Origin of the sequence: Ilyobacter polytropus DSM 2926, from assembly GCF_000165505.1 — a bacterium.
Lineage (GTDB): Bacteria > Fusobacteriota > Fusobacteriia > Fusobacteriales > Fusobacteriaceae > Ilyobacter > Ilyobacter polytropus.
Genome location: NC_014632.1, coordinates 179590 through 191776, shown reverse-complemented (window position 1 = coordinate 191776; position 12187 = coordinate 179590). Strand labels below are relative to the sequence as shown.

The window sequence follows — 12187 nt, the reverse complement described above, 5'->3', positions numbered from 1 at the left end:
ACAATACCAAATAAATAGAGAAGGTCGTCTGTGCTCCTTAGAAAGGAGGTGATCCATCCGCACGTTCCCGTACGGATACCTTGTTACGACTTCACCCCAATCGCTAATCACACCTTAGGAACATCCCTCCCGTAAACGGGTTAGGCCTGCTACTTCAGGTGCAACCAACTCTCGTGGTGTGACGGGCGGTGTGTACAAGACCCGAGAACGTATTCACCGGCGACATTGCTGATTCGCGATTACTAGCGATTCCAACTTCACGCAGTCGAGTTGCAGACTGCGATCCGAACTAAGAACAACTTTCTGAGATTGGCTCCCCCTCGCGGGATCGCTACCCTCTGTATTGTCCATTGTAGCACGTGTGTAGCCCAGCCCATAAGGGGCATGATGACTTGACGTCATCCCCACCTTCCTCCTGCTCGTCGCAGGCAGTCTCGCATGAGTCCCCAACTTAATGATGGTAACATACGATAGGGGTTGCGCTCGTTGCGGGACTTAACCCAACATCTCACGACACGAGCTGACGACAGCCATGCACCACCTGTCACCAAGTTCCTCCGAAAGGCACCTAAGCATCTCTGCCTAGTTCTTGGGATGTCAAGGGCTGGTAAGGTTCCTCGCGTTGCGTCGAATTAAACCACATGCTCCACCGCTTGTGCGGGTCCCCGTCAATTCCTTTGAGTTTCATACTTGCGTACGTACTCCCCAGGCGGATCACTTATCGCGTTAGCTTGAGCACGGAGGTTCGACCCCCCACACTTAGTGATCATCGTTTACGGCGTGGACTACCGGGGTATCTAATCCCGTTTGCTCCCCACGCTTTCGCGCTTTAGCGTCAGTATTCATCCAGTGAGCTGGCTTCCCCATCGGCATTCCTACAAATATCTACGAATTTCACCTCTACACTTGTAGTTCCGCCCACCTCTCTGATACTCTAGCCTTCCAGTTTCCAACGCAATACGGAGTTGAGCCCCGCATTTTCACATCAGACTTAAAAGGCCGCCTAGACGCGCTTTACGCCCAATAATTCCGGATAACGCTTGCGACATACGTATTACCGCGGCTGCTGGCACGTATTTAGCCGTCGCTTCTTCTGGTGGTACCGTCACTTTCTTCTTCCCACCTGAAAGCACTTTACGATCCGAAGACCTTCATCGTGCACACAGAATTGCTGGATCAGACTTTTAGTCCATTGTCCAATATTCCCCACTGCTGCCTCCCGTAGGAGTAAGGGCCGTGTCTCAGTCCCCTTGTGGCCGATCACCCTCTCAGGCCGGCTACCCATCATCGTCTTGGTAGGCCATTACCCTACCAACTAACTAATGGGACGCAAAGCTCTCCTCTAGCGCATATAGCCTTTCATAGTTCCGCGATGCCGCAGTTCCATAATATCCGGTATTAGCTGTCGTTTCCAACAGTTGTCCCAGTCTAGAGGGCAAGTTCTTTACGCGTTACTCACCCGTCCGCCACCGTACTATCACCCGAAGGTGAATTCCAGTCGACTTGCATGTGTTAAGCATTCTGTCAGCGTTCATCCTGAGCCAGGATCAAACTCTTCATTCAAAAAGTTTATTTAAATCTCTTGCGAGATTATTAACACCTAACTGTGTCCAAATCTTGTTTGGACTTCTTTGTCATCTATGATGACGATTTTGACTTCCTTCTCTATTTAATTGCTAATGTCCTTTTGTTCTGTCTCGTGAGCTTTACTGGCCCCTTGCGACAGGATTAATATTATCACATATCCTTTTTTCAGTCAAACATTTTTTTGATTTTTTTCTATTTTATTTTTTAAAAAATTTCCACTGCACCCTTCTAAGCAGCTTCTTTTAATGATAAAAGTCAAATAAATCAGTTGTTTTAATTGCTTACAGCAAGTATTATACCAACAAATCCAAGGTTAAATTTAACCTTGGATTTGTTGGTAATTCTATATAAAGTAAATATATTTATGATAACTTTTTGTAAAAAAGTCAGTTTTAAACTTTATCTTATCTGTCCGTTTCCTCTGATTATATATTTGGTTGTTGTAAGGGCTCTCACTCCCATAGGTCCACGAGCATGAAGCTTCTGAGTACTTATCCCAATCTCTCCCCCAAATCCAAATTCTCCTCCGTCAGTAAAACGAGTAGAGGCATTTACATATACTGCAGCTGCATCTACTTCATTGAGAAATTTTTCAGCCATTTCATAACTTTCTGTTACTATTGCTTCAGAGTGTTTGGTTCCATATTTGTCTATATGCCTTATAGCTTCCGCTATACCACTCACAGTCTTTATAGACACTACAAGACTTAGGTACTCTGTGCTCCAGTCCTCTTCCACAGCCGCTTTTGCTCCAGGGATAAATTGAAGAGCCTCTTCATCAGCTCTTATTTCCACTCCATTTGCCACAAGTCCTTCTGCCAAGAAAGGAAGAATTCTACCTAGAGATTCTTCGTGAATAAGCAGGGTTTCTATTGCGTTACAAACCCCTGGTCTTTGAGTCTTTGCATTTATTGCTATGTTTAAAGCCTTCTCTATTGCCGCTCTAGAATCTATATAAAGATGACATACTCCTGCTCCAGTTTCAATTACAGGAACTGTGGCATTTGCAATTATGGCCTTTTTGAGTCCTACTCCACCACGTGGGATAGCGACATCTACATAATCATTTAATCTGACAAGTTCATTCACAAGAGCTCTATCAGGATTTTTTATAAGCTGAACAGCACCCTCTGGAACACCTTCTTTTGTTATAGCATCCACAAATATTTTTTCCAATATTCCATTACTGTGAGATGCATCACTTCCACCTCTCAAGATAATTGCATTTCCAGATTTAAGAGCAAGTGCTGCAGCATCTACAGTTACATTAGGTCTAGATTCATATATCATCGCTAAGACTCCCAAAGGAACCCTAACCTCTGATATTTTCATACCGTTTTCATGTGGAAATCCTTTGACTATCTCCCCGACTGGGTCGCTGAAGCTTGCAATTTCCCAAACTCCGTTAGCCATACTCTTTATCCTCTCGTCTGTAAGGGTTAGCCTGTCTATAAAGGATTCTGAAATACCTTTTTCTCTGGCGGCTTTTAGATCCTTTTCATTTTCTTCTTTAATAAGCTCTGAGTTTTCAAGAAGCGCATCAACCACAGACATCAGAGCCTTGTTTTTAGTCCTGGTATCAATACCTGCAAGTATTTTTGATGCTTCCTTGGCTTTTTTACCTATCTCAAGCATATAATTATCCATCTTAAACCTCCTTTAATAGATGTAGATTGTTTATATGTACCACAGAGTCATATCCCTTGTATCCCAGGATATCCTCTATTTCATCGCTGTGTTTCCCAATTATAAGCTCTACCTCTGACGAAGCATAGTTGACTATCCCTTTCGCCACCAGTTCTTCTTCAGAATTTTTTATGGCAATTATATCTCCCTCTGCGAAACTACCATCTACACTTATAACACCTACTGGCAAAAGACTATTTTTATCACAAAGTGCTTTTTCAGCCCCATTGTCTATATAGATAGTTCCTTCAATTTTCCCACCATACCATATCCAGTGTTTTTTTGCTGTTATATCTTTTTCCCCTAGAAATAAGGTCCCTTTTTCTTCTCCATTTAATATGTCCCTTATTATTTCCGGACATTCTCCGTTAGCGATTATCATATCGACTCCAAGTTTAGTAGCTATTTCTCCGGCTTTAATCTTTGTATGCATCCCACCGGTACCAAATTTGGATCCGCCGGCACCTGAAGCTATGGAATAGATACTTTCATCTATCTCTTCCACCACACTTATAAATTTAGCATTTTTATCTTGTCTGGGATTTGATGTATAAAGACCGTCTATATCAGACAGCAAGATTAAAAGGTCTGCATCTACGGCACTTGCAGCATAAGCTGAAAGGGTATCATTGTCTCCCACCTTGATCTCTTCTACGGCCACTGCATCATTTTCGTTAACTATAGGTATCACCTTTTTGTCAAATAAAGCAGAAAAAGTATTCCTTATATTGATATATCTGTTTCTTTTAGATATATCTTCTCCATTGACGAGAAGCTGAGCTATATTTTTTCCATACTCAGAAAAAAGTTTTCTGTAAAGATGGATAAGAGAAACCTGCCCAACTGCCGCTACGGCTTGTTTTTCATCAAGAGTCTTTGGCTTTTCATCCAATTTTAAGACACCCATCCCAGCACCTACGGCTCCAGATGTAACAAGGATAATTTCATAGTCCAAATTAGCCAGATCCGAAAGAGTTCTTACCAGTTTTTCTATTCTCCAAATGTTAAGAAGTCCATTTTCATGTGTTAAAGTCGAGGTTCCCACTTTAACAACAATCCTCTTAATTTTTTTCATATGTTTTTTTCTATCCAACACAACCAACTCCCTTGGAAATATAAAATAAAGCTGCAAAAGCAGCCTTATTTTACAACAATGTTTACTATTTTTTCTGGTATAATAATCATTTTAACTATATTTTTATCTTGGATATGTTTTTTTACATTTTCCATTTCAAGAGCCATTTTTTCAAGTTCATCTTTGGAAGTTCCTCTAGTTACCTGCACAGCTCCTCTTACTTTTCCGTTTACCTGCACCGCTATAGATACCTCGTCTGAAACAGTTAATTCCTCAACATGTTCAGGCCATTTTTCTTCAAAAAGGAAACCTTCATTCCCCAACTCTGACCAGAGTTCATCACATATATGAGGAACAAAAGGCGAAAGCATAATAACCATTTTATTTACGGCTTCAGTGAACAGCTTTTTAGATTCTGAAGTAATATCTCCCTTTTCTAAAACATTCACCTTATAGTCCTGAAGTTCATTTATAAGCTCCATATTTGAAGCTATTGAAGTATTAAAATGGTAATCGTTTTCTATGGATTCAGTAACTTTTTTTATAGTTTGGTGTAATTTTCTCAATATCGCTTTATCAGCCTTGTTTAAATTTTCAAGGTTTATAGATCCAGCCTCAAAGAAAGCTTTGCTTTCACTTACCATTCTCCAAACTCTGTTTAGGAATCTGTAAGATCCAGCCAGTCCGTTTTCATTCCACTCAAGCTCTTTTTCAGGAGGAGAAGCAAACATTGTAAATAATCTAGCTGTATCTGCACCATAGGTAGCTACTATATTTTCTGGATCAACTCCGTTGTTTTTTGATTTAGACATTTTTTCAACCTTAACAACCAACTCTTCTCCTGTTGTTTTAGCTAAAACTTTATCCCCAGAAATTTCTACTTCTTCAGAGTAAAGATATCTGTTTTCATTGGCCGAGAAGTATGATGGACCAAGAACCATTCCTTGAGTAAGAAGCCTTTTAAATGGCTCATTTGTAGATAAAAGACCTAGATCTCTTAAAACTTTATGGAAAAATCTAGCATATAGAAGGTGCATAACTGCATGTTCTACTCCTCCGATATATTGATCTACAGGAAACCATCCGTCAGCTATATCTTTGTCAAATGGAAGGTCGGTATTTTTAGGATCACAGTATCTCAAGAAATACCAAGAAGAATCCACAAAGGTATCCATTGTATCAGTTTCTCTCTTAGCTTTCCCGCCGCATTCTGGACAAACTGCATTTTTAAACTCTTCTGATGTTTCTATGGGATTTCCATTACCACTAAAGATTACATCCCCAGGAAGTTTTACAGGGAGGTTTTCGTCTTTTTCCATAACAGTCCCACACTTTTCACAATAAAGTGCAGGAATAGGTGTCCCCCAATATCTCTGTCTAGAGACTCCCCAGTCTTTAAGTCTATAGTTTATTGTTCTTTTTCCGCATTTTTTCTCTTCTAGATATTCGGCAATTTTAACAAGAGCCTCTTTAGATGATAGTCCGTTAAATTCTCCAGAATTAGTTATAATACCATAATCTGTAAAGGCTTCTGTCATTTCATCTTCTTTTAGTATCACTTCTTCTTTGGTTTTTTTGTTTACAGGATTTATTACAACTCTTAGAGGAAGATCATATTTTTTAGCAAACATAAGATCTCTTTCATCGTGACAAGGAACAGCCATTACAGCTCCGGTACCATATCCCATAAGTACATAGTCTCCGATCCAAAGTTGTACCTTTTCATTATTTGCAGGATTTATAACATGCCATCCTGTAAATACTCCGTTTTTTTCTTTTCCTTCTGCAGTTCTGTTTATTACATCTTCAGTTGTCATAGCAGATACAGCTTCTTTTATCGAAGGATTTGATTTTATGATCTCATTTACCATAGGATGTTCAGGTGCTATAACACAGTAAGTAACTCCGCAAAGTGTATCAACCCTAGTTGTAAAAACAGAAAGATCCTCCCCGTTTTCAACAACCTTAAAATTAACCTCTGTTCCGTAAGATTTTCCAATCCAGTTTTTCTGCATTGTAATAACTTTTTCAGGCCATCCACCTTTTAGTTCTTTATGCCCTTCTAAAAGTTCGTCAGCATAGTTTGTGATTTTAAAATACCATTGCTCAAGCTCTTTCTGAATAACATCAGTTTTAGAATGTCTCCAACACTTTCCATCCTCTACCTGTTCATTGGCAAGAACAGTCTGACAGTCTGGACACCAGTTCACAGAAGATTTTTTCTTGTACACTAGACCTTTTTCATACATTCTTTTAAAAATCCATTGATTCCATCTATAGTAATCATCTCTGTAAGAAGCTATCTCTCTGTCCCAGTCATATGAAAATCCCAGGCTTTTAAGCTGTGTTGTCATGTTTTCGATGTTTGATTTTGTCCATACTGCAGGATGTGCCCCATTTTGTATAGCTGCATTTTCTGCAGGAAGTCCAAAGGAATCCCAACCCATAGGGTGAAGTACATTATATCCCTTCATTTTTTTATATCTTGCTATTACATCTCCAATTGTATAGTTTCTAACATGCCCCATATGAAGCTTTCCAGATGGATAGGGAAGCATTTCAAGAACATAGTAATTTTCTTTTCCCTCTACTTTATTATCAGATTTAAAAATGTTGTCCTGTTTCCACTTCTCCTGCCATTTTGATTCTATACTCTTAAAATCGTATTCCCTCACAGGTTTCACTCCCTTTTTATGAAATCATTTTCCATATAAATATAACACAAATAAAAAAAATCCTCAAGATAAAAAGGGCCCCTTACTAAAAGGTAGCCCTTTATTTTTAAGCCTTTCTATATGTTTCCAGCCAGGCTTCACTTTTTCTTTTTATCCTCTGTATAGCATTGTCCACAGATTTCACCTTTTTGTCTAGCTTTCTAGATATCTCTTTATAAGTATGACCTAGAAGCATATATTGAAAAACTTCATTTTCAAATTCACTCAAGGTACTCTGTAGATGTTCTTTTAATCCAGTGATCTGTTCTTTTGTCAGGTACATCTCTTCAGGGTTGTATGTAACATAGGATTCTAGACCTCTAGCATAGGGGACTTCCCTATCTTCATTAGAGTCGTTGTATATTCCCACTGAAGAATTCAGTGCAAAATTCTTTTGTGAATTAGCAGACTTTATTGCAGTGATAAGCTGCCTCTTTATACAAATGGTTGCAAAGGTTTTGAAAGATGCAGCTTTTTCCGTATCGTAGGCCCTTATAGCTTTCAAAAGACCTATCATACCTTCCTGAACCAGATCGTCCCTGTCTGCTCCAATTAAAAAGTAATTCTTAGCTTTCAAAAAAACAAAATTTTTGTAATAGTCAAAAACCTTTCTAACCGCTTCTTGATCACCATTTTGAGCTTCTGTCAAAATTTCATCAGTAATCATTTCAACCGCCATAGAATACCCCCTTAACCCCTATACCCTAACCAAGAGAACACATTAATTCTAACATTCTAGTATATCTTCTTCGCAATTTCAGAAAGAAGTATCCCCCCTGCAACGGAAACATTCAAAGAATTTATTTTTCCGTACATAGGGATATTTACTAAGATATCACAATTTTCCTTTACTTTTTTTCTTATTCCAGAGCCCTCACCACCCATTACGAGAGCTGTTCTGTTTGGATATTTTTCATCATAATAACATTTTTTACCGCTTCCTTCGGCTCCATAAACCCAGTAATCAAGCTTTTTAAGCTTTTGAATAGCCTCAGAAATATTGGTAACTTTTATTATGTCAACATGTTCTATTGCTCCTGTAGAAGTTTTTACAACTGTTTCATTTATTTTTACTGAGTTTCTTTCTGGAATTATTATTCCTTTTACACCAAAAATTTCAGCACTTCTCACAATCGCACCAAAATTTCTAGGATCCTGGACACCGTCTAGCACTAGAACTATTGATTTTTCATCTTTTGCCACCTTCTCAAGAAAGGCCCCTAGATCCACGTAATAATCATATTGACTTATGAAAGCTACTACCCCTTGAGAATTTTCAGCTCTTTTATCTGTAAAATGTATCTTTATGTTCCTCTTAGATGCAAGAGATTTTATCCTGCCTATTTTGTCATCTTTGAGCCCCTTAAATATCTCAATCTTCTCAATATTGGTCTCCGGATTCTGCAACGCCTCTGTTACAGGATTTAATCCTATAATTTTTTCCATCAAACACTCCTTTATATTAAAATATTCATTATTGTCACAAAAAAGTCAAATTTATATTTGGTTTATTTACAATATAAAACTTAGGCTTCAGCCTTTATTCTTTCTATATCTGCACCTATTTTTTTCAGTTTTTCCTCTAGTCTCTCATAACCTCTGTCCACATGGTAAATCCTGTTTACTATACTTTGCCCATCAGCCTTTAAGGCAGCTAAGACAAGGGATGCTCCAGCTCTCAAGTCACTTGCCATAACCTCGGCAGATGAAAATTTATCTACTCCATCTATCAGGGAAACATGTCCATCTATGTGAATATTGGCTCCCATTCTATTTAATTCAGGCACATGCATAAATCTATTTTCAAAAATAGTTTCTTTTATCTCACTGTGACCCTCTATAAGACTCATGAGAGTCATCATCTGTGACTGAAGATCTGTGGCAAAACCCGGATGCGGCATAGTTGTCACCTTAGCTGGTTTCAAATCTTCAAATTTAGAAGTCACCTTCAAGAGGTCGTCCTTTATTTCAAATACAGCCCCCATCTCCTCAAGCTTCATCATGAAACTCTCGATATGGACTCTCTCAACTCCCTTTACCTGGATCTTGCTGTCAAACATAAGAGATGCAACTATATAAGTACCGGCTTCTATCCTGTCTGGCATTACTGTATATTCGCAAGGAACCAGCTTTTCCACTCCCTCTATAACGAGTCTTCCAGTTCCAACTCCCTCTATTTTTGCTCCCATTGCTATCAAAAATTTGCAAAGGTCATCTACTTCAGGCTCCCTGGCTGCATTTTCAAGAACTGTTGTCCCCTTTGCCTTTACCGCTGCCATTATGACATTTTCAGTAGCACCCACACTAGGGAAATCAAATATAACATTGGATCCAGTCAGCTCCTCTACCTCAGCCTCTACATATCCATGTTCGATCTTTATTTTTACTCCCATAGCTTCAAATCCCTTCAAGTGAAGGTCTACAGGTCTAGCACCTATAGCACAGCCACCTGGGAGAGAGACTGTGGCCTTTTTCTCATGTGCAAGCATAGGACCCATAACCAAAAATGATGCTCTCATTTTTTTTACAAGATCATAAGAAGCCGTTAGGTTTGTAATTCCGTTGTTGACAAATTTATAGGAATTTTTATCCAGTCTCTCTGACTGTACTCCCAGACTTTCAATTAACTTTATAAGAGTCTTTATATCTCGTAAATCAGGAACATTATTAATTATATAAGTTCCCTTTTCTATAAGAGTTCCTATCAATATAGGAAGGGCTGCATTTTTTGCCCCGCTCACCTCTAAAACACCGCTCAATTCTTTTCCACCGTTTATTCTGAATGCTTCTACCATTATGCCTCCTATTTTTTCCCGCACACAGGGCATTTATGCCCTATTATTTTGTCGAAAATATTCATTTTTTTAAAACTCCCCCTGTAATCAGGAAGTTTTTCCTCTAGATCTTTAAAACAACTTTTACATATTTTTTTTCCTCTGGCTTTACTAAAATCTTCTCCAAGGCCTGCGTCGATAAAGTCTTGATCCATGTCTCTTAGCACAAGGTCTTCATCTGAATTTTCCATAGCTTCCTCTGAAACCACTACAAGAGCAACATCTCCTCTGTAAGAAATGCCGTCTACAAGTTGATATTTTATTCCCAATTTTTCAGCCTCATCAATATAAGGTTTTAGTTTTTTTAAGGAAACATCCCTTCTCATTTTCATAAGAACAGCATCTTTTTCTTTCATTGCCTCGATAATCTCCATATACACACTGTCTTCTTCAAGTTGGTTTTTATGAAGTGCTACTATAATATTTTCCTTGAATTCGCCCAAATAATAAGCTTTTTCCACCTGAGACTTGGCAAATCTTATTTTTCCTTTTTCTCTCTCGTCGATAATATTTTTAAAACTCATCTAATTTCACCTGCCTATAAGAATAAGTCCAGATATAATTATCCATTTACATCTAATTATATCACATACAATGTTTTTTCAAAAGAAGTTACATTTCTTGATTGCTAATAAAAAAAATGTTATAAATTAAGTAGGTTAATTTTTTTAGTTTTTCTATAAAATTCTTTTACTAAAAGCTCCGAGGAGGCTTATCGTGCTAAAAAAAGTTTTCGCAATAATATTTGTTTTCCTTTTTTCGACCATTCTTTGGGCAGAGGATAAAAAAGATGGAACTGCATCTTTTTATTTTAACACTCCCAGAGGATACATAGAGTTTACAGATATTTCAGATCAGTCGAAATACGGAATAAACTTTACCGACAGCAAGGCCCTTCTAGATTTGAAACCTGGAAATTATAAATTTCAGTTTTTTTCTCCGTCATACTTCCCAGTTGAAAGGGTTATATCAATCTCAAGGGAATATCAAAGTTATAATATAGACTTTTCAAAAAAATCAGGTGATTTTTTTATCTCTGTTAGAAAAAGTGGTAAAAACCAGCTATATTTTCACAATGAACCACCTAATACACCACACATACTAAACGACATCTCTATTCTTTTTTACAAAGAGGGAGAACTGGTAAAAACAGTCGATTCAGATTCTCTGTTGCAGAAGATAAACCTTAATTTTGGACAGTATGATATCGTTATAAAAGAATTAGATAAAACACTGTTCAGAGTACAGAGGTTTCCTGTAAATGAAAGATACGGAGAATATCTAAACTTTTTTGTGCAACCTATAGAGGTACCCGTTGAAGGAGTCTTAAGAATCAACGATATGTATCTCGGAGGTGCAGATATTATATTTACTGATGTAAAAAATAACAGCTATACACTTACAAGTGATTTCTCAGGTAAATTTTCCGGTAACATCCCGTCTAAAAAGTATAAGCTTTCTGTGAAAAAATTCGGATATTTTCTGAAAAAAGAGAATCAGCTTATATATGATTTCACCGATGAGGATAAAAAGTTTACCCTGAACCTAGAGCTAGAGGAGGCTCCTAGTTTTATAGAGGCTCGTATAATTGACGATAAAAATTTACCTGTGGCAAATGCAGAGGTAGTAATAAAAAGCGGCGATGCAGAAAAAAAATCATTCACCGACAGTTTTGGTAGATTTAGAGGAACTGCAAATCCAGGACTTGTAATGATAAAAGTGAATAAAGACGGATTCTTCTCCCAAGGTTTAGTTCGAAGGGTCGAGAAATTCTCCACTATTTCTAACTTAGAAATCCAGTTGAAAAGAAAACTCTATAAAATAAGCGGAATTTTATCTGATGGAGTGAAACCAATAAAATCCCAAAAAATCGACCTTATAAATCTTAAAGGAAAAAGAATTGCCTCTACACTATCAGGAGAAAATGGATATTTTGAATTTTTAGACATCCCAGCTACGGCTACCTTCAAGGTCTCTGTAAATATCTCGGATTTTAAACCTTACGAATCTTCTGAGATGACTTTAAAAGAAGCAATAAGCAATTTTAATATAATAATGAATCGAGGATCTAGGCAGGTGATTCTAGAGATCACAGACGCCTCTGATACTCCTGTAAAAAATTCATTATTTGACCTTGACGGCAAAAATATAACATCAGATTCAAACGGAATAATCTCCTACAACACTTCTTCACATGAGATAAACATCACTTATAAAAGTCAAAAAAAAAAATACTCTCTTGATAAAGAGAAAGTTGTTTATCAGATCAGTATAAACTAAAAGGATGGCTC

General features: G+C 37.8%; 8 protein-coding genes and 1 rRNA gene. 1 reads left to right on the top strand and 8 read right to left on the bottom strand.

Annotation, left to right across the window (positions count from 1 at the left end; all coding sequences use genetic code 11):
* Nucleotides 1-41 precede the first annotated feature (41 nt).
* The 8 genes from ILYOP_RS00915 to ILYOP_RS00880 all read right to left on the bottom strand — a co-directional run bounded on the left by ILYOP_RS00915 (nt 42) and on the right by ILYOP_RS00880 (nt 10420).
* Nucleotides 42-1563: ribosomal RNA gene (locus ILYOP_RS00915) — 16S ribosomal RNA — on the bottom strand.
* A gap of 423 nt (nt 1564-1986) precedes the next feature.
* Nucleotides 1987-3234: a glutamate-5-semialdehyde dehydrogenase gene (locus ILYOP_RS00910; protein ID WP_013386631.1), complete on the bottom strand. Its 1248-nt coding sequence runs from the start codon at nt 3232-3234 to the stop codon at nt 1987-1989.
* Between the two features lies 1 nt (nt 3235).
* Nucleotides 3236-4348, bottom strand: a complete 1113-nt coding sequence (gene proB / locus ILYOP_RS00905) for a glutamate 5-kinase (protein WP_041921052.1) — start codon at nt 4346-4348, stop codon at nt 3236-3238.
* Nucleotides 4349-4413: 65 nt separating this feature from the next.
* Nucleotides 4414-7023 carry a leucine--tRNA ligase gene (leuS, locus tag ILYOP_RS00900; RefSeq protein ID WP_013386629.1) on the bottom strand — a complete coding sequence of 870 codons (2610 nt, stop codon included), beginning with the start codon at nt 7021-7023 and terminating at the stop codon, nt 4414-4416.
* A gap of 106 nt (nt 7024-7129) precedes the next feature.
* Nucleotides 7130-7741: a sigma-70 family RNA polymerase sigma factor gene (locus ILYOP_RS00895; RefSeq protein ID WP_013386628.1), complete on the bottom strand. Its 612-nt coding sequence runs from the start codon at nt 7739-7741 to the stop codon at nt 7130-7132.
* 56 nt (nt 7742-7797) lie between these two features.
* Entirely contained in the window at nt 7798-8508 is a 711-nt protein-coding gene (gene rlmB / locus ILYOP_RS00890; protein WP_013386627.1) for a 23S rRNA (guanosine(2251)-2'-O)-methyltransferase RlmB, read from the bottom strand.
* An 80-nt stretch (nt 8509-8588) separates the two neighbouring features.
* Nucleotides 8589-9857: a UDP-N-acetylglucosamine 1-carboxyvinyltransferase gene (murA, locus tag ILYOP_RS00885; RefSeq protein ID WP_041920976.1), complete on the bottom strand. Its 1269-nt coding sequence runs from the start codon at nt 9855-9857 to the stop codon at nt 8589-8591.
* Between the two features lie 8 nt (nt 9858-9865).
* Nucleotides 9866-10420, bottom strand: coding sequence for a DUF1694 domain-containing protein (locus ILYOP_RS00880; RefSeq protein ID WP_013386625.1), 555 nt, complete (start codon nt 10418-10420; stop codon nt 9866-9868).
* A gap of 193 nt (nt 10421-10613) precedes the next feature.
* Between ILYOP_RS00880 and ILYOP_RS00875 the strand changes: the two genes are divergently transcribed.
* Nucleotides 10614-12176 carry a carboxypeptidase-like regulatory domain-containing protein gene (locus tag ILYOP_RS00875; protein WP_013386624.1) on the top strand — a complete coding sequence of 521 codons (1563 nt, stop codon included), beginning with the start codon at nt 10614-10616 and terminating at the stop codon, nt 12174-12176.
* Nucleotides 12177-12187 lie beyond the last annotated feature (11 nt).

Bases quoted from the DNA above. Each gene is read 5' to 3' on its own strand.
- ILYOP_RS00910 (WP_013386631.1), bottom strand. From the start codon at position 3,234: ATGGATAATTATATGCTTGAGATAGGTAAAAAAGCCAAGGAAGCATCA.
- proB (WP_041921052.1), bottom strand. From the start codon at position 4,348: ATGAAAAAAATTAAGAGGATTGTTGTTAAAGTGGGAACCTCGACTTTA.
- ILYOP_RS00895 (WP_013386628.1), bottom strand. From the start codon at position 7,741: ATGGCGGTTGAAATGATTACTGATGAAATTTTGACAGAAGCTCAAAAT.
- rlmB (WP_013386627.1), bottom strand. From the start codon at position 8,508: ATGGAAAAAATTATAGGATTAAATCCTGTAACAGAGGCGTTGCAGAAT.
- murA (WP_041920976.1), bottom strand. From the start codon at position 9,857: ATGGTAGAAGCATTCAGAATAAACGGTGGAAAAGAATTGAGCGGTGTT.
- ILYOP_RS00880 (WP_013386625.1), bottom strand. From the start codon at position 10,420: ATGAGTTTTAAAAATATTATCGACGAGAGAGAAAAAGGAAAAATAAGA.